Genomic DNA, 21,668 nt, shown 5'->3' on the forward strand with positions numbered 1-21,668 from the left:
TACCGTTCGCTCGAAAAGGGGTGGGCACAAGATCGGGCAAACCCGTCACCGACGGCGGCGGTAGCGGTACCGCGCACACCCGGCCATGATGGGAGAAGACAACCATTCCTCTCGTCAGGAGCGTGGCATGACTCGTCCGGTACGCATCGGTGTTCAACTCCAACCCCAGCACGCACCCGATTACGGGTTGATACGCGACGCCGTCTTGCGGTCCGAGGACGCCGGGGTGGACATCGTCTTCAACTGGGACCACTTCTACCCGTTGACCGGCGATCCCGACGGCGCACACTTCGAATGCTGGACCATGCTCGGCGCCTGGGCCGAGCAGACCGAACGCGTCGAGATCGGCGCCCTGGTCACCGGTGGTGGCTACCGCAATCCGGATCTGCTGGCCGACATGGCGCGAACCGTCGACCACATCAGCGGCGGACGCCTGATCCTCGGCATCGGTGCCGGCTGGTTCGAGAAGGACTACGACCAGTTCGGATACGACTTCGGCACTCCCGGTTCACGGCTGAAACTGCTGGGCGAATACCTCCCCCGCATCACGGGCCGCCTGGCGAAGGGCAACCCGCCGCCGACGCGCAACATCCCGGTCCTCATCGGCGGTGGCGGCGAGAAGAAGACCCTGCGCTTGGTCGCGGAGTACGCCGACGTCTGGCACAGCTTCGGCGACCGTGAGACACACCTGCGCAAGTCAGACATCCTCTCCGACCACTGCGCCGACGTGGGCCGGAACCCGCTGGAAGTAGAGCACTCGGTTCCGTGGCCTGGGCTCGAAAATGCAGCCGACCTGGTCGCCGACGGTGTCTCACTCTTCACCGTCGGCGTCAGCGGACCGGACTACGACCTCACGACGCTTGCCGAGGCCATCGGTTGGCGCGACGACAACACGCCGCCTGCGTTGAGCGGGCTGGCCTGAGCGGTACCAAGGACTTCGTCGTTGTCGGCGCCGAGAACGGGCGGCGCCGACGTCAGACGTGGCCTCTGGCCGGAGAAGTTGACCGGAAAGGCCACTTGCTTCAACGGTCCGAGCGTCGGATGGTCGACGGTTCCGACCATGCCGAGCGCGGCGGTGTGGGGATCGGAGTAGATCTCGTCGAGATGCCGGATCGGTGAGACCGGTACGGCGCGTTCGGCGAGAAGAGCGCACCAGTGTTCGACGGTTTCCGATGTGAAGGCGCTGGTGAGTTCTCGTTCCAGACTCTCGCGGTTCTCCACCCTGTCGCGGTTGTGGGCAAAACGCGGATCGGTGACCAGTTCACTCCTTCCGATGGCCTCGCACAGCGACGCCCACATCGCGTCGTTGCCGACAGCGATGACGAAGTACCCGTCGCTGGCAGGAAATGCTTGATACGGAGCAAGATTCGGATGACCGGAGCCCAACGCAGTTGGGCGCTCACCGGTGGCGAAGTAACTGGTCGCCCAGTTGACGTGCATCGCGAGTTGGCACTCGTACAGCGACGTGGTCACGTACTGTCCGCGTCCGGTCCGGCCTCGCTCGACCAATGCGGCCAGGACACCGACCAGTCCGAAAAGTGCTGCGCCCAAGTCTCCCAACGCAAATCCGGATTTCATCGGAGCGCCGCCGGGTTCACCGGTGAGCGACATGAGCCCGCCCGCGGCCTGCGCGATCATGTCGTACCCCGGTTCGTCGCGCAGCGGTCCTTCTTCACCGAAGGCAGAGATGTGCAGGGTGATCAGATGCGGGTATCGCTCGGACAGCGCCTGGTAGTCGAAGATCTTCTGTAATCCGCTGCCCGGCTTGAAGTTCTCCACGACCACATCGGTCTCTTCGAGCATGCGGTGGATGATCTCCTGTCCTTCGGTGGACTTGAGGTCGATCGTGACCGACTTCTTGCCGCGGTTGATCGCGAGGTAGTAGGCGGCATCTACGCCGACGAAGGGAGGCCCCCACGAACGCGTGGGGTCGCCGCCTTCAGGGTGTTCGATCTTGGTGACGTCGGCTCCGAGATCGGCAAGCGACATGGTTGCGTACGGCCCGGCAAGGATCTTCGACAGATCGAGCACGCGGACACCAGCGAGGGGTGTGGGTCCTGTTGGAGAATTCACCGCTGACCTCCTGCTACGGAGAGGAACTCGGCTACGACGTCACGTGCATCATCCAGCTCGACGTCACCGCCGTCGGTGATCACGTCGAGATTGCCGAGTGCAGCCGACGGCACCTTCCCCGCAAGACCGGCCAGGTAGGAGTTAGCCACCAGCAGTGACCGGTACCCATTACCGTGTCGGATGCCGTGGTCCGCAAGATCGAAAAGCAGGGTCGCCATGACGGCACGAGCGAGCTCGTCGGCATACTTTGCGCTGGCGGCCTGGGCGGCATCGTCAGATCCGGAGATCAGACGATCTCCTTCCTCTACCAGTTCCTCCCAGCGCCGCAACAGAACTCCGGCACCGGCCTCGCAGTCCGGTCCGACGGTGGACAGGATGTCCGTCATCGCTCCCGCGACGGTGCGGTGCGAGCCGAACTTGCGCAGGCACCGAAGTACGTCCAGCGCAATGACATTGCTCGACCCTTCCCAGATCGAGCCCAAGTGGGCATCCCGGACGAGTCGCGCGTTGGCCCATTCCTCGATGTAGCCGTTTCCTCCGCGCACCTCCATGGCCTCGCCGGTGACCACCCGCGCGCGTTTGCAGACAAAGTGTTTGGCGATCGGTGTCAGTACCCTGATCAGTGCGCGCGCCTGTTCGTCGCCGCCGTCTGCTGCCTGAAGACACTGTGCGCTGTACGCGACCAGGGCCAGCGAAGCCTCGGCATCGAGTGCAAGCGGAAGAAGTGTCGCCCGCATCAGCGGCTGGTCGAAGAGCCTCTTACCGAACACGACTCGGCTCTTCGAATGTTCGACGGCTTCACGGACTGCTCGGCGCATGAGAGCGCTCGAACGCATCGCATTGGACAGGCGAGACGTGTTGACCATCTCCGCCATCTGGCGGAATCCTCGATCGAGTTCGCCGACCTGGAGTGCGTGCGCGCGGTTCAGCGTCACCTCGCCGCTCGGCATGGAACGCGTACCCAGCTTGTCCTTGAGACGATCGATCGTGAGGTTGTTGCGCTCGCCGGATCCCAAGGTCTTGGGCACCATGAACATTCCGACTCCACGCGTCGAACCATCCTGTCCGCCCGGGAATCTTGCGAGGGTGATGATCACATCGGCATCCGGGTTGGAGGCGAACCACTTCTTGCCCGTCAGAACCCATCCGTCGCCGTCGCGCTCGGCGCGTGTTTCGGTGCAGGCGATGTCGGTGCCTGCCTGAATCTCGGTCATGAACATCGCACCCGTCTTCGCCTGATCGGGGTCCGTCGACGTCAACGCTTCGATCCAGGGCGAGAACACGGCCGGATCACCGAACATACGCAGGGTCCGCGCAGCAGCATCTGTCATCGACACCGGGCAGGCCAGCCCGAACTCGGCCTGCACGAAGATGTACGACGCGAGGTACTTCGCGAGTGGCGGATGCACGGAGTCCCATCCGTGCAACCCTTTTCGGTGCGACATGGCGGACAGGCCGTACTCGTTGTACGCCGCCCGGCACAGTTCCAGGTAGGCCGGGTGATAGGAAATCCGGTCGACGCGGTCACCGGCCTTGTCGAATTGCTGCAGCACCGGCGGGTTCTTGTCTGCGATGTCGGCAAGCTCGGACAAACGGCCGGCTGCATCTCGGCCCAGTCGGTCGAGCAATCCGTTCAACGTCTCTCGGTCCGCCCCGGCGGTCCATCTGTCCACTACCGCTGTCAGAGCGGGGTCGGTGTGTGCAAAGTTCATCAGTGGTCAACGCCTTTCAGGGTGGAAGCATCGGTCATGTTCGAGGAGCTCGTCGACTCCAGCCCTTGCCCGTGCAGCGCACTCCTGCGCAACAATGCAGTCATACAGATAAGGGAGAGAACGACATACACGAGCCCTAGAGCTACGACCGGCCAGATCGAGTTGGTTCGCGTCAGCAGATACTGGCTGACCATCGGGGCCGTTCCGGCAAAAACGGCGGTCGACAATTGGTACGACAGAGAGATGCCGGTATACCGAACATTGGTGGGGAAAACCTGCGCCAGAATGCCGGCCAACGCGGCGTAATACATTGCGTGAGGCGCCGTCGCGAGGACCATCCCCAGAATCGCCAAGGGCACGGAGCCCGTCTGAACCAGCACGAACATCAGTGGTAGGAGCACGATCTCCGGAAGCAGCATCCAACGGACCGCTTTCGACGGATCGATCCGCGTGGCCAGCACAGCGCCGAAAGGCTGTACGAGCGCCTGGGCTACCAGTGCCACGGTGATCACGAGGAGGAAGTCACTGCGCTCGAAGCCGAGATCCGTTGTCGCCCATGAGAGCGCAAAAGTTGTCTTGACGTACGTGATGGCAACACCGGCAACCACAGCGCCGACGCCGAGAGCAAGTTCGACGGGATGCGACCGCAACACTTCGACCAGCGGCATCCGTGTACGCTCCTGTGCCGCAACAGCCTTCTTCATCTCGGGCGTCTCGGAGATGTGCAACCGGATGTAGAGAGCGACGATCACCAAAGCTGCGGATCCGAGGAACGGCAGACGCCAACCCCACGACTCGAACACGGAATCCGACATCAACGTCAGGCCGAGGAAGGCCAGCGTCGCGAGCAGGTTGCCGACCGGTGAACCCTGCTGCGCAAACGCGCCGTAGAGCACTTTCTTCTTCGGGGGAGCGAATTCGGTGGCGATCAACACGGCACCGCCCCATTCGCCGCCCATGGCGATGCCCTGGAGAACACGCAGTGCCACAAGCAGTATCGGTGCCCAGATCCCGATCTGGGAGTACGTAGGGAGGAGGCCGACACCGACAGTTCCCAACCCCATGAGCGCGAGGGTGATGATCACGGCGTTCTTGCGACCGAACTTGTCTCCGAAATGACCGAACACCACTCCGCCGACCGGACGAGCCACGAATCCCACGGCAAAAGTCGTGAAGGCTGCGAGTGTCCCCACCGCCGGCGACGCATCCGGGAAGAACAGCGGGCCGAGCACCAAGGCGGATGCGGTTCCGTAGATGTAGAAGTCGAACCATTCGATGGTCGTTCCGACAAACGCCGTGATTCCGGCCTTGCGTGCCTGTTTGGTGTTGTATTCAGGCGGATTGGTGTCTTGACCTGGGTGTTGATCCACGGTTCTCCCTGATTCTCGCGTCGGGCATCACCAAGGGATGCAATGTGAGGCGTGAATCACTATCGTCCGAAATCCATGTAGAGTCCAAGACTTAGTTCGACTTATTTATGTGGGAGAACCACATAATGAAACCCGGGAGGAGCGACGTGGAACTGCGTCAACTGCGCGCGTTTCTCGCAGTCGCCGACGAACTTCATTTCGGCCGGGCCGCCGAGCGACTCCACATCGGGCAGTCCCCGCTCAGCCAGACCATTCGGGCGCTCGAGCGCGAACTGGGCACCGACCTCTTCGTCCGGACCACCAGATCAGTGCAACTGACCGCAGCCGGCGAAGCCTTGGTCACGCCCGCACGAATCATCGAAGCGCAGATCGCCGTGGTACGAGAAATCGCATCGGCCGCGTCGACTGGCGAGACGGGCCGTGTCACAGTGGGTTTCGGTGGAACAGGCGGCTACACCGTCCTGTCGGCCCTCACACGGTCCTTGGCCGACTCCCATCCGGGAATCGAACTGGAACTACGGCCGCAGATGTACTCGGGTGAGGTGCTCGACGCTCTCCGACGCGGAGCACTGGACATGGGCATAGTCGGCCTGCCCATTCCGCGCGGATTCGAAACACACACTGTGCGGGAGGAAACCTTGATGGTCGCGGTTCCGGCCAGGCATCACCTCGGTGCGCATGACTCGGTGTCACCGGAAGACCTGGCAACCGAGCGATTCGTGATGTATCCCGCCGAGCACGGCTCGGTGGTGCGCGATGCAACGTTGTCCGTTTGCGCTACAGCAGGTTTCACGCCCACCGTCGCGCACGAAGCCCCCGATCCGTACAGCCTGTTGGCCATGGTCGGAGCGGGGGTCGGGATTGCCGTCGTCGTGGAGTCGACGGCGCATCTGTCCATGGACGGGGTCGTGTACCTGCCGATCGCCGGGGCCACGCCCACGCTGAAAATCGCGATGGCATGGCGACCCAACAATCCGACGCCGGCAGTACACACCGTCACCAGGGTACTGAGGGAGCAGCCTTAGGCTCTCGCGAGAATTCCCGCGAAATCTGTTCCCACAGGCAGAGTTCCGTACTCGTGACCACGGTCGGCGCCGAGGCGAGCGGCAATGAACGCATTGGACGAGGCGGCCGGGGAGTGGCGCACCATGAGCGAAGCCTGCAGCGCCAACGCCATAGCCTCGACGACGGTCCGAGCGCGGAGCTGGGCGTCGGCGGGTGCCATCGTGGCGAGCTCACCGAGTTGGCGTCGTACCCGATCGAGGTGCTGATCGAGGACCGGGTTGTTGCCGCGGGCGAGGTTGATCTCGTGGTCGAAGGCGGCAACGGAGTCGGGTTCACGGGTCATCGCGCGCAGGACGTCGAGCGCGATGACGTTGCCCGACCCCTCCCACACGGCCATGACGGGCTGCTCACGGTAGCGACGGGCAAGCGGGAAGTCCTCGGTGTAACCGTTGCCGCCCAGGCACTCGAGGGCTTCGTAGGAGTGGTGCGGGCCGCGCTTGCAGATCCAGTACTTCGCAACAGCCGTCGCGAGTCGGCGGAACGCCTTTTCCTGCTCATTCGCGTCCTCGTCCTGCGCACGAGCCAATCGCAGTGCGGTGATGGTCGCGGCTTCGGATTCGAGAGCCAGATCGGCAAGCACCGAGGTCATCGCCGGCTGATCTGCCAGGACGGCACCGAAAGCGCTGCGGTGCCGTGCGTGCCACACCGCTTCGGCGACCGACTGACGCATACCTGCCGTGCTGCCGAGGATGCAGTCGAGTCGCGTCTGGGACACCATTTCGATGATGGTCCGCACGCCACGTCCCGGTTCGCCGATCATGGTGCCGACGGTGCCGTCGAGCTCGATCTCGGACGACGCGTTGGACTTGTTGCCCAGCTTGTTCTTCAGACGCTGGATGCGGAAGACGTTGCGTGTGCCGTCGGGCAGGATGCGGGGGAGAAGGAAGCAGGAAAGTCCCTCGCCGGCAGCACCTTCGGCCTGAGCGAGAACCAGGAAGGCGTCGGACATCGGCGCGGAGCAGAACCACTTGTGTCCGGTGAGGAGGTAGTCCGCACCCGGGCCGCCACGTCCGGCCGGCTTGGCGATGGTCGTGTTGGCTCGCACGTCGGAGCCACCCTGCTTTTCCGTCATCGACATTCCGAAGATCGCGGATGCCTTTCCGGGAGCATCTAACTCGGGGGTGTAACTCCGAGAAAGGGCACGCGGGGTCCAGATGGCGGCTACATCGGGTTGCAGCTCGAGCGAGGGGATCACAGCGTGCGTCATGGAGATTGGGCACGCGTGGCCCGGTTCGACCTGGGAGAACAGCATGAATGCCGCGGCCCGAGCCACGTTGGCACCCGGCTTGGGGTCAGCCCAGGCAGAGGTGTGAGCACCGTGCGCAACGGCGGCAGAGATGATCCGGTGATACGACGGATGGTATTCGACCTCGTCGATGCGGTTTCCCCAGCGATCGAAGGTCTTCAATTCGGGGATCACCGTGTTGGCCAGCTCGGCGTCGTGCTGGAACCCGGCACTGCCGACCAGTTCACCGATATCGGTGAGTTCACTGGTGGCCCAATCGGCGTCGTGACGCGCGACGCCTTCGGCCAGGACCGTATCGAGCAGGAACTCGTTGACGTCCGTGCGCGGTACCGACTGGTTGAGCACTGCATGGGTGCGATGCGGAGCCGGGTGGGTGACGGTCTTCTCGGAAATATCAGTCATGACAGGCCTTTCAGCTCGCTGCGCGGATGAGGTGCTTCTGGATCTTGCCGGTCGGTGTACGCGGAAGAATCGTCGCGAACACCACTTCACGCGGAATCTTGTAGCGCGCCAACTTGTCCGAGAGGTAGTCCTTGATGTCGTCGGCGCTGATGACATCCGGTTCACGCCAGACGACGTGCGCGACGACGGTCTCGCCCCATTCTTCGTTGGGTTTTCCGACAACGGCGACGTCGACGACGTCCGGGTGGCCGGAGATCACGTCCTCGACCTCCTTGGAGTAGACGTTCTCGCCGCCCGTGATGATCATGTCCTTCGCGCGGTCGACGATGAAGAGGTAACCGTCCGCATCCTTGCGCGCCAGATCGCCGGTGCGATACCAACCGCCGTCGGCAAAAGCAGCCTTCGTGGCAGCGGGGTCGTCGAGGTACCCCTGCATGACGGTGTCGGCGCGCAGCCAGATCTCACCGATCTGATCGGGCTCCGCGTCGGTGCCGTCATCGGCAACCAGGCGCAGGTCGACGCCGGCCAGCGCGACGCGGCCGATCGAGCCCGCCTTGCTCAACTGCTCTTCGGGGTACAGCACGGTGCCCACTGGCCCGGTCTCGGTCATGCCGTAGACCTGCCGGAATTCGGTGGTGCCGTACGACTCCACCAGTCGCCGAGCGACATCCGCGCCGATCGGTCCCCCGCCGTACAACCACGCACGAACGCTTCCGAGGTTGTAGTCGGCAAAGTTCGGCACGAGGTTGAGTGCAGTGGTGTAGATGACCGGCGGGCCGAAGCAGAGGGTAATGCGTTGTTCCTGAACTGTTTCCAGGAATTTGACGGGATGGTACTCGCGCAGCAGCACGACGGTTCCGCCCATGTAGAGCGTGGACATGAACCAGTTGTTGAGCGGGGAAGCATGCCAGATCGGCACGGCCATGAGCAGTCGCTCGTCCCGAGTCGTCGACACGGCGAGGGCCGCGGTGACGGCAACACCGACGACGTTGCGGTGGCTGTGGACGCAGCCCTTGGGCGAGCCGGTAGTCCCCGAGGTGTAGAGGATTTCAGCCGGATCGTTCTCGTCGATGTCGATACCGTCGACGCCCTCCTGGCGGGTGATGGCGTCGTCGAAGAAGTCGAAACCGTCTGCGACAGAGTCCGTGCTGATCAGCTTGGCCGTTGTCTCCAGTCGACCGACAACCGGCGCCAACTCACCGTCGAAGACGCACACCGACACCTTCGCGTGTCCCAGCACGTAGGCAACTTCCGGAGTCTGCATCTTGTGGTTGATGGGGACCACGACGGCGCCCAAGCGCCAGGCACCGAGCATCGCGTACACGAATCCCGGAGTGTTGTAACACATCAGCGCGACGCGGTCGCCCGGCTGCACGCCCAGCGACTGCAAATAGCCTGCGGCGCGTCGACTTCCGTCCTGAACCTGGGAGTACGTGTGATCGTGACCGTCGAATATCAGGAAGGGTTTGTCCGGGGTCTTGGTGACGTTGCTGTCGAATACGCGAACGATATTCATCGAAGTCCTTGTCGGAGAATCACGCTCGAAGAGAGTTCATTCCATCGAGCTGTTGAGTACGGCGTCGGGTATCTGGAGGGTGGCGAAGATGACGGCAACCGCCTCCTCGAGGGAGTAGCCGAAGCTCTCGCCGGTGGCAGTCTTCTGGATGACGAGGCCGAAGATCGCAGACCAGAAGGCCTTGGACTCGACGTCGATGCCCGCGCGCAGCTGCCAGCCGGTGCGGATCAAGGTACGGAGGAGGGCGGTTTCGCCCGAGGAGTGCAGAGTGCGAAGCGTTTCGGAGATCAGGTCGCGGAGTTCACCACGACGACCCGTCATCATCATCGCTTCCACGAAGAGTTCGACGCTGGGAGCGCCCGAGCCCAGGAGGGATCCGACCAGCTTCTCGGTGTAATCGCCGACCGTGTCGGCGTCGGCGGCATCGACCTCGGCACGCTTGCCTGCGCGCAGAACGGCCGCGCACGCCACCTCGACGAAGAGCTTTTCTTTGGAGCCGTAGTAGTAGGTCACCTGGTTGGGATGGGCGCCGGCGGCCGTGCAGATCTGCGCGATGGAGACGCTGTCGCCGTGCTCGAGAAACAGCTCGGTTGCGGCGTTGAACAGCGCCATGCGCGTCTGCTTGCCCGACTCACGCGTCGCGCGCGCTGCGGGAACTGCCTCGGTGGCCATCACGAACTCCTACTTGTTTGTACGACAAACAATAACTCGGCGTTGTTTGTATGGCAAACAATTTCTTCCCGACGCGATGACATGTCGACTTCTATCGACATGTCTGATGTGCGGGATTACTCTCTGAACATCGAGCACCCGAGAACTTCGGCTTTTCTGCGAGGAGGCGCCCTGCAATGCTCGCGCGATCCGGCTTCTCCCTGCCCACACGCACGACTCTCACGGGCGACTGGGCAGATTTGTTGCGCGAGCATTTTGTCGCGCTCGACGTATCCGATATCGGAGACGGCGATCGATTCAGCGGGGCCGTCCACTCGGCCCAACTCGCACACGTTCGGGTATCCGCAGTTCAATCGATGGAACAACGAATAGTCCGTAGCAACAGCCTCATCAAAAGCGACGGCGCGGACTATCTGCAGATCGGGATGATCCGCCGCGGTAGCGCGGTAGTGCGCCAAGACGACCGCGAATGCGTCCTGCGACGTGGCGACTACGTCCTGTACGACACCACGCGCCCCTTCGATTGGCAGATCGAGGGACACGCACACGACGGCATCTGGGGACTCGAGGTGTTCACCTGGCCACGGTCGTACCTGTCGCTCAGCGACGCGGAGGTCACGAGCCTGACCGCCATCGCCTTCGACGGACACGCGGGCCTGAGTGGCCTGCTCGGTCGCTTTCTTCACGATCTTGCCTCCGTCCGCATGACGTCCGACGCAAGCGGAGACGAAGAGGAAGTCGTCAACGAGATCGGCAACCTGGTCAAGTCCGTTCTTCACACAACTGCGCGACCGATCACCTCGCGGCGAACCAGCCTCTACGAATCCGCCCTGTCGGTCATAGACGCCCGCATCGCAGACCCGGCCCTGTCTCCGGTGGACATCGCGGGATCGGTCAAAGTCTCCATTCGGCAGTTGCACCGAGCCTTCGCCGAACACGGCACGACGGTGTCACGGTCGATTCGCAGCCGTCGACTCGACGGTTGCCGTCGTGAGATCGTGCAACGACACGGAGTAGAGCGGTCGCTGACCCAGATTTCTCACCGCTGGGGATTCACCGACCTGGCCGCCTTCAGTCGGGCCTTCAAGGCGGAATTCGGGATCAGCCCGCGGCGGTACCGGTCGCAAGCAGCGGCCCCCACAAGTACTACCCGCTGATCTGTAACATCTTCGGACACTTACCCATTGAACATGGTGTTCAAAATTTTCTGTCGCCGAAGCGTATCCACAATTCTTGGCACGGTAGGCCAAGCATCGGGCGCTGACGGCCAAGTTTACTCGGCTGAGCGGGCGTAGATTTTCGGCACGGCGTTGCCAAGTGCCAGGCACCCGATTCGACCACCTACATCACAGGGAGCACTCATGGAATCTGCAATCGGCGAACACCTTCAATGCCCGCGCACTCTGACCAGGCGGGTCCCGGATACCTATACGCCACCGTTTCCCATGTGGGTCGGGCGCGCAGACGACACATTGCACCAGGTCGTGATGGGCTATCTCGGCGTGCAGTTCCGCGGCGAGGATCAGCGCCCGGCAGCACTGCGGGCGATGCGGGATATCGTCGCCGGCTTCGACTTGCCGGACGGACCGGCACACCACGATCTCACCCATCACATCGACAACCAGGGCTACGAGAACCTGATCGTGGTCGGTTACTGGAAAGATGTTTCTTCCCAACATCGTTGGAGCACATCACCTCCAGTGTCCTCCTGGTGGGAGTCCGAAGACCGCCTGTCGGACGGATTGGGGTTCTTCCGCGAGATCGTGGCACCGAGAGCCGAACAATTCGAAACGCTCTACGCGTTCCAAGACGACCTCCCCGGAGTGGGAGCTGTCATGGACGGTGTCAGCGGCGAAATCAACGAGCACGGCTACTGGGGTTCGATGCGCGAGCGGTTTCCGATCTCCCAAACCGACTGGATGCAGGCCTCGGGCGAACTACGGGTCGTCGCCGGTGACCCCGCCGTAGGTGGACGCGTAGTAGTGCGGGGACACGACAACATCGCACTGATCAGGTCCGGGCAGGACTGGGCCGACGCGGAAGCAGACGAGCGCAGCCTCTACCTGGACGAAATCCTGCCCACTCTTCAATCGGGCATGGACTTCCTCCGCGACAACGGCCCGGCCGTCGGGTGCTACAGCAACCGATTCGTACGCAATATCGACATCGACGGAAACTTCCTCGACTTGAGCTACAACATCGGCCACTGGGCCTCCCTCGACCAACTCGAACGGTGGTCGGAATCCCACCCGACCCATCTACGGATCTTCACGACGTTCTTCCGGGTGGCCGAGGGCCTGTCGAAATTGCGTCTCTACCATGAGGTCTCGGTATTCGATGCCGCCGATCAGCTCTACGAGTACATCAATTGCCATCCCGGGACCGGAATGCTGCGCGACGCGGTGATCACCGCCGAGCACTGACCGAAGTCGCCGGCAATCTTCGGCCACATTCTTTCCCTCGGAGGCAACTCGAGATATGTTGACGGGTGTCGACATATCTCAGTAGAGACCATCGAGGAAGCGCGGACAGCAGACAGTGACTACTCAACGAAACGAAGAGTTGGCGTTTGCTGTGCTGGCCGACCAAGTGCGTCGACAGATTCTCGACACGCTGGCTACCCACGGCGAGTGCAACGCGGGCTTCATCAGCGATCAAATTTCGACGGTCGGTCGCACCACGGTATCCACACATCTCAAGGCGCTGCGGTTGTCCGGCGTGATCGTCGAACGGCGTCAAGGACGTCATCGCCTGTTCTCGATAGATCCATCGGGGCCCGCCAACGATGCACTCCAGTTCCTGCGCGACGTCCTCGGGCGAGCGCTGGAAGCAGGTTCGAACGCCTCCGAGTTGCCGGCCACTGCGACTGAGGATTCAGACGTCGCATCGGTGCGTCGCCGAGCGTGAGGCCTTGTTGAGCCCCAGCACCTATTTCAGGCAGGAAGTAGAACGTGCCAGGTCTCTCCGTAACGGCACAGATCGTGACGACCGACCCACCAGGGTCAGCCTTCGAGCGCCTCGAAACGGGGCAACTGCTCGAACTCGAATGTGAGCAACTGACGGTCGGGGCCGCTGCCGCCATCTCCCTTCCCGTCGGCGACGGCGCACGCGCAGATCCAGTCGGAATGCCGATCACGCTGTTGGGATACGTCGCCGGCGTGAAGCGGGGCCGATCGGTCGTGATCGTGCACCACCAACCGTGGCGCGGCCGCCTGACGATCCGGTTCTTTCCCGACGGCGCCGGGACCCGGATCGTTCTCGAGTCCAGCCTCGATCAGGACGGCATTTCCTGGCTTGCCAACAAGCGCGGATTCGCTCCACCCGAACCTCCGCGTTCCGACCGACATCGGATCGGGCTGCTGGTCAGCAAATCCGGCCCGGCAGCTGTATTCGCCCAGGCGACAGAAACACTCGCAGCACTGGCCGTGGAAGAAATCAATGCCGACGGCGGCGTCGGCGGCGTTCTCGTCGACTTGGTGATCGGCGATGACGCTTCCGACTCGGCGGCCGGAGCGGCGACCGCACTGCGATTGGTGAAAAGCGGATGTCGCGCCGTTTTCGCGTGCGTGACATCGTCGACCTTCAATGCCGCTGCATCTGCATTGCAGAACACCGGTGTGCTGTTGGTGCACACAGTTCTCAACGAGGGAGGTCGATCGCGTCCGGGAGTCCTTCGATTGGGTGAGCGCCCACTCGACCAGACGCGAGCGGGTATACCCGCAATGATGTCCGAGACCGGTTCTCGCACTTGGTTCCTGGTCGGCCAGCAGTATTCGTGGTCGTTCGGTGCGCATTGGGCGGCCCGGCGTGTGATCGCCGAATCCACAGGTTCGGTGGCCGGCGAAGTCTACGTACCGTTGGGGACAACCGACTTCTCACGCATCATCGAGTCGATAGCCGACTCCGGGGCCGAACTGATTCTTTCCACCCTGGTGGGCCATGACGAGGTCTTCTTCGAACGACAATGCGCCCAGCACGGACTGCGGGCCACCACGCGGACGTTTGCATTGGTCCTCGACGAGGCCACTCAGCAGCTCATCGGCAATTCCGATGCCGACGGAGTCTGGGCGGCATTCGGCTACTTTCAATCCGCAGCCGGCGATCACGACCTCGAAAAGCGATACAGCGCGAGCTCGAACGAACTCCTGCCTCCGCTCAGTTCCCTGTCGGAGACAACGTACGAAGCGATCGTCGCTTACGCACGCGCCGTCGAACGAACGTCCGCAGGCGATCCGGAAACAGTACTTCGGCAGCTTGTCACGACGTCGAAAAGCTCTACGAACAACGGCGTTCCACTGCATCGACCGATTCTGCTCGCTGAATCACGCCGTGGGCGCCTGTACCCCCGTTCTCTCTGAGCGCGCGTAACCCGAACTTAACGAGTCAATATGTCGATACCTATTGACGCAATTATGGATCCGGCCCTAGTCTGAAAGACAAGTGAAGCCGATCACATCAGGAGCACACTTCTCATGGCGACAATCCGACCTGACGACAATGCAATAGACACCGCCGCAAAGCATTACGGCATCACTCTCGACCAATCAGCCCGGCTCGAGTGGCCGGCACTGATCGACGGAGCACTGGGCTCCTACGACGTCGTCGACCAGTTGTACGCCGACGAGGCAACCCCGCCGACCACGTCACGTGAGCACACGGTGCCAACAGCGAGCGAAAATCCTTTGAGCGCTTGGTATGTGACCACAAGCATCCCGCCGACGTCGGACGGCGTCCTGACCGGCCGACGCGTGGCGATCAAGGACAACGTGACCGTGGCCGGAGTTCCGATGATGAACGGGTCTCGGACAGTAGAGGGGTTCACTCCGTCTCGCGACGCGACTGTGGTCACTCGACTACTGGCGGCCGGTGCAACCGTCGCGGGCAAAGCTGTGTGTGAGGACCTGTGTTTCTCCGGTTCGAGCTTCACACCGGCAAGCGGACCGGTCCGCAATCCATGGGACCCACAGCGTGAAGCAGGTGGATCATCCGGTGGCAGTGCGGCTCTCGTCGCAAACGGTGACGTCGATTTTGCCATCGGCGGGGATCAGGGCGGATCGATCCGGATCCCGGCGGCATTCTGCGGCGTCGTCGGACACAAGCCGACGTTCGGGCTCGTCCCGTATACCGGTGCATTTCCCATCGAGCGAACAATCGACCATCTCGGCCCGATCACACGCACGGTCCACGATGCCGCACTGATGCTCTCGGTCATCGCCGGTCGCGACGGTAACGACCCACGCCAAGCCGACAGCGTCGAAGCAGGTGACTATCTGTCCACCCTCGACTCCGATGTGGATGGTCTGCGAATCGGGATCGTTCGAGAAGGTTTCGGGCACGCGGTCTCACAGCCCGAGGTCGACGACGCAGTCCGCGAAGCGGCACACAGTCTGGCCGAAATCGGTTGCACGGTAGAGGAAGTAAACATTCCGTGGCACCTACATGCTTTCCACATCTGGAACGTGATCGCCACGGACGGTGGTGCCTACCAAATGTTGGACGGCAACGGATACGGCATGAACGCCGAAGGTTTGTACGATCCGGAACTGATGGCACACTTTGCTTCTCGACGCCTTCAGCACGCCGACGCTCTGTCCGAAACCGTCAAACTGGTGGCCCTGACCGGCCACCACGGCATCACCACCCTCGGCGGCGCGAGCTACGGCAAAGCCCGGAACCTCGTACCGCTCGCCCGCGCCGCCTACGACACTGCCTTGAGACAATTCGACGTCCTGGTGATGCCCACACTGCCCTACGTCGCATCCGAATTGCCGGCGAACGACGTGGATCGTGCAACCTTCATCACGAAGGCTCTCGGGATGATCGCCAACACAGCACCATTCGACGTGACCGGACACCCGTCCCTGTCCGTTCCCGCCGGCCTGGTGAACGGGCTTCCGGTCGGAATGATGATCACCGGCAAGACCTTCGACGATGCGACGGTCCTCCGGGTCGGGCGCGCATTCGAAAAGCTTCGCGGCGCGTTTCCGACGCCTGCCGACCACATCTCCGACTCTGCACCACAACTCAGCCTCACCTAGTTCTGTATCCGCACTTGCACAACAAATTCCACCGATTCACACATGATCAGCCCGCATAGAAAAGGTGAACCAGATGTCAGTAACGATCGACCACACAACGGAGAACGCCGCACCGGCCCAGGCGCCGGTCTCCGACCGGGCGTGGGCACTGTTCCGCGCACTCGACGGTAAGGGATTGGTACCCGACGGTTACGTCGAAGGATGGAAGAAAACCTTCGAGGAGGACTTCAGTCCAAGGCGCGGAGCGGAATTGGTCGCGCGGGCGTGGACCGACCCCGAGTTCCGGCAACTGCTTCTCACCGACGGTACCGCCGCGGTTGCCCAGTACGGATACCTGGGCCCCCAGGGCGAGTACATCGTGGCAGTCGAAGACACCCCGACCCTCAAGAACGTGATCGTGTGCTCGTTGTGTTCATGCACCGCGTGGCCCATTCTCGGCCTGCCCCCTACCTGGTACAAGAGTTTCGAATACCGTGCGCGAGTGGTGCGTGAGCCACGGAAGGTTCTCTCCGAGATGGGAACCGAGATCGCGTCGGACGTCGAGATCCGCGTCTACGACACCACCGCCGAAACTCGCTACATGGTTCTCCCGCAACGTCCAGCAGGCACCGAAGGCTGGAGCCAGGAACAGCTTCAAGAGATCGTCACCAAGGACTGCCTGATCGGCGTCGCAGTCCCGCAGGTCCCCACCGTCTGATCACCCCGACAAGAAAGAAGCACACCATGGATGGAGTACACGATCTTGCCGGAGTTCAAGGCTTCGGCAAAGTCCCGCATACCGTCAACGCCGACATCGGCCCCACCTTCCACGCCGAGTGGGAACACCTGCCGTACAGCCTGATGTTCGCCGGTGTCGCCGAACTCGGGGCATTCAGCGTCGACGAAGTTCGATACGTCGTCGAGCGGATGGAACCACGCCACTACATGATGACCCCGTACTACGAGAGGTACGTCATCGGCGTCGCGACACTGATGGTCGAAAAGGGAATCCTGACGCAGGAGGAACTCGAAAGCCTTGCAGGGGGACCGTTCCCACTGTCGCGGCCCAGCGAATCCGAAGGGCGGCCGGCACCCGTCGAGACGACCACCTTCGAAATCGGTCAGCGAGTACGCGTGCGCGACGAGTACGTTCCGGGGCATATTCGAATGCCTGCGTACTGCCGCGGACGAGTGGGAACCATCTCTCATCGGACTAGCGAGAAGTGGCCGTTTCCCGACGCAATCGGCCACGGGCGCAACGACGCCGGCGAAGAACCGACGTACCACGTGAAGTTCGCCGCCGAGGAATTGTTCGGTAGCGACACCGACGGCGGCAGCGTCGTAGTCGACCTTTTCGAGGGTTACCTCGAGCCTGCGGCCTGATCGTCCAACATTCCGGGCGGCGGTCACGCGATCACAGCGTTTCGCGTGACCGCCGCCTGATCACAGCAATTCTCTCATTCGGAAGGACACTGGAAATCATGGTCGACACACGACTTCCGGTCACGGTGCTGTCAGGTTTCCTGGGCGCCGGGAAGACGACACTACTCAACGAGATCCTGCGAAATCGAGAGGGTCGGCGGGTCGCGGTGATCGTCAACGACATGAGCGAAATCAACATCGACAGTGCAGAAGTCGAGCGTGAGATCTCGCTCAGTCGCTCCGAAGAGAAACTGGTCGAGATGACCAACGGCTGCATCTGCTGCACCCTGCGAGAGGATCTTCTCTCCGAGATCAGTGCCTTGGCCGCCGATGGCCGATTCGACTACCTACTCATCGAATCTTCGGGCATCTCCGAACCGCTGCCCGTCGCAGAGACGTTCACATTCATCGATACCGACGGCCACGCCCTCGCCGACGTCGCCCGACTCGACACCATGGTCACCGTCGTCGACGGCCACAGTTTTCTGCGCGACTACACGGCTGGTGGCCGCGTCGAAGCCGATGCCCCGGAAGACGAACGAGACATCGCGGATCTGCTTGTCGATCAGATCGAATTTGCCGACGTCATCCTGGTTAGCAAGGCCGATCTCGTCTCGCACCAGCACCTGGTCGAATTGACCGCAGTCCTGCGCTCTTTGAACGCATCCGCTGCGATAGTTCCGATGACGCTCGGTCGCATCCCACTCGACACGATTCTCGACACCGGTTTGTTCTCGCTCGAAAAGGCTGCACAGGCCCCCGGATGGTTACAAGAACTCCAAGGTGAACACATCCCCGAAACCGAAGAGTACGGAATCAGTTCGGTGGTGTACCGCGAGCGCGCACCCTTCCACCCCCAACGGCTGCATGATTTCCTCAGCAGCGAGTGGACCAACGGAAAGTTACTTCGGGCCAAGGGCTACTACTGGAATGCCGGCCGGTTCACCGAGATCGGGAGTATTTCTCAGGCCGGTCATCTCATTCGCCACGGATACGTCGGCCGTTGGTGGAAGTTTCTACCCCGTGACGAGTGGCCGGCCGACGATTACCGTCGTGACGGAATCCTCGACAAATGGGAAGAACCCGTCGGAGACTGCCGACAAGAACTCGTCTTCATCGGCCAAGCCATCGACCCGTCTCGACTGCACCGAGAACTCGACGCGTGTCTACTCACCACAGCCGAGATCGAACTCGGGCCAGACGTGTGGACCACCTGGAGCGACCCCCTGGGCGTCGGCTATACCGACCAGACCGTTTGATATTGGTCCGGTTTGCCGTAAGTTGTGCGCAATGGGGGTATCACGCAACCGAACTCGGGCGTTGTTGATCGTCGCGGCGATCGCAGCCGGGACCGTGGCCGCAGCTACGCCGGCGGGGGCCACCTGGACAGTCGCGCCGATGTGCGGCGAGTGGCGGGTCGAAACCGTAGCGCAAGGGTTGGAACAGCTCGAAAACCTCGAGCCCGATGACAACGGCGGGTTCTACCTCTCCGGCGAGTCGAAGATCTATCACGTCGACGCCGCAGGACAGGTACGAACTGTCCTCGACGACATGGCTGCCCCTGGCGGTTTGCAACTCGACGGTTCGAGGCTGTCCTTCCTCACCAGACAGGACGGCAAGCTGTGGCACCTGGACACCTCGACGGATCAGCTGTCCGCACCCGTCGACTTCGCGGGCAACGGCCTGCTCCGGCTTCCCGACGGCGATCTGCTGACCACGTGGGTCGGAACAGAAGGAGGTCCGCCAAAGGGCGTCTCGCGCTATCTGCACGACTCCGGAGCCGTCGTGCCCAATTGGTCGACAGTGCCGCGTTCGGAGGGACTCGCGCTCAGTCCGGATCATCGAGCCGTGTACACCGATGACCTGTTCACCGGTCAGATCATTCGAGTGCCCTTGGATACCCCTGACGCGTGGACAGTTGTAGCGACGGTCCCGAGCCTGATACCCGGCCTCGACGATCTGACCATGTCGCAGGATGGAATGCTCTACGCCGCTGCTCACGTCGAAGGCTCGATCTATCGCGTACACCCTGAAACCGGCACTTCCTGCGTCGTCGCTTCGGGTCTGTCGAGTGGGTGGAACGGGCCGAGTTCAGTGCGTATAGGACAGGACGGCGACGGCTGGGCGCTCTACGTCACCGGCTTCGACGGAACGCTGCGTCGCCTGGTACCTCCGTCGGGCGTCGAACTCGCACCCGTCCGCTGACGCCGATCTCTTCGGCACGAGATTCCCGACCTGGCGATACTTAAAATCACGCTGATTTGAAGGCATGCCCGCAGCGCAACGGCCCCTTGTCCGAAAACTGTCAACAGTTCTACACGGAGAAATGGCTACCCTTAGGTTTACGCTGCACGCATGTTTTCTTCCGTCGCAGCGAAGATCCGCCTGGTGGTGGCACTGCTCCTCACTGCCCTCCTGGCGCTGACTCTGTCATCGTGCTCGAGTGGCTCGGATTCGTCGGCAGCCCCCACAGACCTGTGTGCACCTCCAGGAGTGGGAGCTGCAACCGCGGCGCCCACCAATCTGGACGCGGCAGCGGGTGCGGGCGCCGAAGACCGCTACACCACGGCCACCGTCACCCCGGTCGATCAGATCGACACCTCGAAGCTGAATCTGATCAAACCCGGGGTCATCACGGTCGGCACGCTCGGTGACGCGCCCCCGAGCATCTGCGTCAACTCCGAGAATCAGTACACCGGATACGACAACGAGCTGCTGAAGGCCGTCGCGGACAAGCTGGGCCTGAAGGTCGAGTTCGTCGGCACCGAGTTCGCCGGGCTTCTCGCCCAGGTTGCCGGTCGACGCTTCGACGTCGGCTCGTCGTCCATCACCACCACGGACGACCGTCGCAACACCGTCGGCTTCACCAACGGTTACGACTTCGGATACTTCTCCCTCGTCGTGCCTAACGGCAGCCCGATCACCGGCTTCGGAGACCTGGATGCCTCCAAGCGCATCGGCGTCGTGCAGGGAACCGTGCAGGACGACTACGTCGTGAACACGCTCAAGCTCGATCCCGTGAAGTTTCCCGACTACGCCACGGCGTACGCGAACCTCAAGTCCGGACAGATCGACGCCTGGGTAGCTCCGTCTCAGCAGGCCGAAGGTGCAATCGCTCCCGGTGACCCGACCTCGATCATCCAGAACACCTTCTCGGTCAACAACTTCGTCGGCTGGGCGGTGAACAAGGAAAACCAGCCGCTGATCGACGCCCTCAACTCCGGCCTCGACGCAGTCATCGACGACGGAACCTGGTCTCAGCTGTACGCCGACTGGGTACCGCGCCAACTCCCTGAAGGCTGGAAGCCCGGATCCAAGGCCGCGGCCACTCCGGAACTGCCCGACTTCGCAGCCATTGCCGCGGAAAACGCAGCAAACGGCGACGGTGGCGATACCGCGTCGTACCAACCGAAGTCGACGCTCGAACAGCTCAAGGACACGTTCTTCGACTGGGATCTGTACAAGAAGGCATTCCCCGATCTCCTCAAGACCGGTCTTCCCAACACCCTGATCCTTGCGCTCGCGTCCGGCATCATCGGCACGATCCTCGGCATGCTGCTCGCTGTCGCCGGTATCTCGCGCACCCGTTGGCTGCGCTGGCCGGCCCGCGTCTACACCGACATCTTCCGTGGCCTGCCCGCAGTCGTCATCATCTTGATCATCGGGCTCGGCGTCGGACCGATCGTCAAGGGAATCACCGGTAGCAATCCGTACTGGCTCGGTGTCGCGGCGCTGTCCCTGCTCGCGTCGGCATACATCGGTGAGATCTTCAGATCCGGAATCCAGAGCGTCGAGTCCGGGCAGCTCGAGGCTTCACGTGCCCTCGGTTTCAGCTACCGAAAGTCCATGTCGCTGGTCGTCATCCCGCAGGGTGTACGACGCGTTCTGCCGGCGTTGATGAACCAGTTCATCTCGCTGATCAAGGACTCGTCGCTGATCTACTTCCTCGGTCTCCTCGTCACCCAGCGGGAACTCTTTGCCGTCGGACGTGATCTCAACGCCCAGACCGGCAGCCTGTCCCCGCTCGTTGCGGCAGGCTTGTTCTACCTTGCTCTGACCATCCCGCTGACGCACCTCGTCAACTACATCGACAACCGACTCCGGACCGGACGCGCCGACACTTCAGGCACGTTGGATCCGCTCGAGCAGGCCATCGTCGTGGAAAGGGGCTGA

General features: G+C 62.4%; 18 protein-coding genes. 12 read left to right on the forward strand and 6 right to left on the reverse strand.

The features are described 5' to 3' along the window. Window positions 1–127: 127 nt before the first annotated feature. Window positions 128–922: an LLM class F420-dependent oxidoreductase gene (locus tag GN300_RS10395; RefSeq protein WP_030537640.1), complete on the forward strand. Its 795-nt coding sequence runs from the start codon at window positions 128–130 to the stop codon at window positions 920–922. On the opposite strand, the gene GN300_RS10400 is transcribed toward GN300_RS10395, so the two are convergent. The 3 genes from GN300_RS10400 to GN300_RS10410 are packed head-to-tail and all read right to left on the reverse strand — an operon-like array spanning window position 844 to window position 5,155. Next, entirely contained in the window at window positions 844–2,073 is a 1,230-nt protein-coding gene (locus tag GN300_RS10400) for a CaiB/BaiF CoA-transferase family protein (RefSeq protein ID WP_063315379.1), read from the reverse strand. The genes GN300_RS10395 and GN300_RS10400 overlap by 79 nt on opposite strands. Then, the gene (locus tag GN300_RS10405) at window positions 2,070–3,785 is read right to left on the reverse strand and encodes an acyl-CoA dehydrogenase family protein (RefSeq protein ID WP_063315378.1); all 1,716 of its coding nucleotides are present in this window, start codon (window positions 3,783–3,785) and stop codon (window positions 2,070–2,072) included. The genes GN300_RS10400 and GN300_RS10405 overlap by 4 nt, the downstream gene beginning before the upstream one ends. Next, on the reverse strand, window positions 3,785–5,155 hold the full coding sequence (locus tag GN300_RS10410) for an MFS transporter (protein ID WP_063315377.1): 1,371 nt from the start codon (window positions 5,153–5,155) through the stop codon (window positions 3,785–3,787). The genes GN300_RS10405 and GN300_RS10410 overlap by 1 nt, the downstream gene beginning before the upstream one ends. Window positions 5,156–5,301: 146 nt before the next feature. On the opposite strand from GN300_RS10410, the gene GN300_RS10415 reads away from it, so the two are divergent. Then, complete coding sequence (locus tag GN300_RS10415) at window positions 5,302–6,180, forward strand: LysR family transcriptional regulator (RefSeq protein WP_003946037.1); 879 nt, start codon at window positions 5,302–5,304, stop codon at window positions 6,178–6,180. Here the strand turns inward: GN300_RS10415 and GN300_RS10420 are convergent. From GN300_RS10420 to GN300_RS10430, 3 genes are read right to left on the reverse strand one after another with little or no spacing between them, the layout of a single operon-like run. Then, a complete protein-coding gene (locus GN300_RS10420; RefSeq protein ID WP_063315376.1) occupies window positions 6,177–7,868 on the reverse strand; it encodes an acyl-CoA dehydrogenase family protein in 1,692 nt (563 codons plus the stop codon). The two genes, GN300_RS10415 and GN300_RS10420, sit on opposite strands and share 4 nt — an antisense overlap. A 10-nt stretch (window positions 7,869–7,878) precedes the next feature. Continuing rightward, window positions 7,879–9,384 carry a class I adenylate-forming enzyme family protein gene (locus GN300_RS10425; protein ID WP_020971425.1) on the reverse strand — a complete coding sequence of 502 codons (1,506 nt, stop codon included), beginning with the start codon at window positions 9,382–9,384 and terminating at the stop codon, window positions 7,879–7,881. A gap of 36 nt (window positions 9,385–9,420) precedes the next feature. Beyond that, entirely contained in the window at window positions 9,421–10,056 is a 636-nt protein-coding gene (locus GN300_RS10430; protein WP_030537647.1) for a TetR/AcrR family transcriptional regulator C-terminal domain-containing protein, read from the reverse strand. A gap of 176 nt (window positions 10,057–10,232) precedes the next feature. On the opposite strand from GN300_RS10430, the gene GN300_RS10435 reads away from it, so the two are divergent. The 10 genes from GN300_RS10435 to GN300_RS10480 all read left to right on the forward strand — a co-directional run bounded on the left by GN300_RS10435 (window position 10,233) and on the right by GN300_RS10480 (window position 21,668). After that, window positions 10,233–11,213: a helix-turn-helix domain-containing protein gene (locus GN300_RS10435; RefSeq protein WP_047270147.1), complete on the forward strand. Its 981-nt coding sequence runs from the start codon at window positions 10,233–10,235 to the stop codon at window positions 11,211–11,213. A gap of 204 nt (window positions 11,214–11,417) precedes the next feature. Next, window positions 11,418–12,479, forward strand: a complete 1,062-nt coding sequence (locus tag GN300_RS10440) for a phenylacetaldoxime dehydratase family protein (protein ID WP_007735242.1) — start codon at window positions 11,418–11,420, stop codon at window positions 12,477–12,479. A gap of 115 nt (window positions 12,480–12,594) precedes the next feature. Further along, window positions 12,595–12,963: a helix-turn-helix transcriptional regulator gene (locus tag GN300_RS10445; protein ID WP_007735244.1), complete on the forward strand. Its 369-nt coding sequence runs from the start codon at window positions 12,595–12,597 to the stop codon at window positions 12,961–12,963. 44 nt (window positions 12,964–13,007) lie between these two features. Next, entirely contained in the window at window positions 13,008–14,414 is a 1,407-nt protein-coding gene (locus tag GN300_RS10450) for a substrate-binding protein (RefSeq protein ID WP_042450634.1), read from the forward strand. A gap of 114 nt (window positions 14,415–14,528) precedes the next feature. Then, complete coding sequence (locus GN300_RS10455; protein ID WP_063315375.1) at window positions 14,529–16,094, forward strand: amidase; 1,566 nt, start codon at window positions 14,529–14,531, stop codon at window positions 16,092–16,094. Between the two features lie 73 nt (window positions 16,095–16,167). After that, entirely contained in the window at window positions 16,168–16,791 is a 624-nt protein-coding gene (gene nthA, locus GN300_RS10460; protein ID WP_042450854.1) for a nitrile hydratase subunit alpha, read from the forward strand. Between the two features lie 26 nt (window positions 16,792–16,817). Further along, window positions 16,818–17,456, forward strand: a complete 639-nt coding sequence (nthB, locus tag GN300_RS10465) for a nitrile hydratase subunit beta (RefSeq protein WP_042450645.1) — start codon at window positions 16,818–16,820, stop codon at window positions 17,454–17,456. A gap of 98 nt (window positions 17,457–17,554) precedes the next feature. After that, window positions 17,555–18,754, forward strand: a complete 1,200-nt coding sequence (gene zigA, locus GN300_RS10470; RefSeq protein WP_050655935.1) for a zinc metallochaperone GTPase ZigA — start codon at window positions 17,555–17,557, stop codon at window positions 18,752–18,754. Window positions 18,755–18,785: 31 nt separating this feature from the next. Then, entirely contained in the window at window positions 18,786–19,700 is a 915-nt protein-coding gene (locus GN300_RS10475; RefSeq protein ID WP_063315374.1) for an SMP-30/gluconolactonase/LRE family protein, read from the forward strand. A 150-nt stretch (window positions 19,701–19,850) separates the two neighbouring features. Continuing rightward, window positions 19,851–21,668 carry an ABC transporter substrate-binding protein/permease gene (locus tag GN300_RS10480; RefSeq protein WP_003946057.1) on the forward strand — a complete coding sequence of 606 codons (1,818 nt, stop codon included), beginning with the start codon at window positions 19,851–19,853 and terminating at the stop codon, window positions 21,666–21,668.

The organism is Rhodococcus sp. Ni2, from assembly GCF_021352185.1.
Taxonomy (GTDB): domain Bacteria; phylum Actinomycetota; class Actinomycetes; order Mycobacteriales; family Mycobacteriaceae; genus Rhodococcus_F; species Rhodococcus_F qingshengii.

Bases quoted from the DNA above. Each gene is read 5' to 3' on its own strand.
- GN300_RS10480 (WP_003946057.1), top strand. From the start codon at position 19,851: ATGTTTTCTTCCGTCGCAGCGAAGATCCGCCTGGTGGTGGCACTGCTC.
- GN300_RS10405 (WP_063315378.1), bottom strand. From the start codon at position 3,785: ATGAACTTTGCACACACCGACCCCGCTCTGACAGCGGTAGTGGACAGA.
- zigA (WP_050655935.1), top strand. From the start codon at position 17,555: ATGGTCGACACACGACTTCCGGTCACGGTGCTGTCAGGTTTCCTGGGC.
- GN300_RS10395 (WP_030537640.1), top strand. From the start codon at position 128: ATGACTCGTCCGGTACGCATCGGTGTTCAACTCCAACCCCAGCACGCA.
- GN300_RS10440 (WP_007735242.1), top strand. From the start codon at position 11,418: ATGGAATCTGCAATCGGCGAACACCTTCAATGCCCGCGCACTCTGACC.
- GN300_RS10435 (WP_047270147.1), top strand. From the start codon at position 10,233: ATGCTCGCGCGATCCGGCTTCTCCCTGCCCACACGCACGACTCTCACG.
- GN300_RS10430 (WP_030537647.1), bottom strand. From the start codon at position 10,056: ATGGCCACCGAGGCAGTTCCCGCAGCGCGCGCGACGCGTGAGTCGGGC.
- GN300_RS10455 (WP_063315375.1), top strand. From the start codon at position 14,529: ATGGCGACAATCCGACCTGACGACAATGCAATAGACACCGCCGCAAAG.
- GN300_RS10420 (WP_063315376.1), bottom strand. From the start codon at position 7,868: ATGACTGATATTTCCGAGAAGACCGTCACCCACCCGGCTCCGCATCGC.
- GN300_RS10425 (WP_020971425.1), bottom strand. From the start codon at position 9,384: ATGAATATCGTTCGCGTATTCGACAGCAACGTCACCAAGACCCCGGAC.
- nthB (WP_042450645.1), top strand. From the start codon at position 16,818: ATGGATGGAGTACACGATCTTGCCGGAGTTCAAGGCTTCGGCAAAGTC.
- GN300_RS10475 (WP_063315374.1), top strand. From the start codon at position 18,786: ATGGGGGTATCACGCAACCGAACTCGGGCGTTGTTGATCGTCGCGGCG.
- nthA (WP_042450854.1), top strand. From the start codon at position 16,168: ATGTCAGTAACGATCGACCACACAACGGAGAACGCCGCACCGGCCCAG.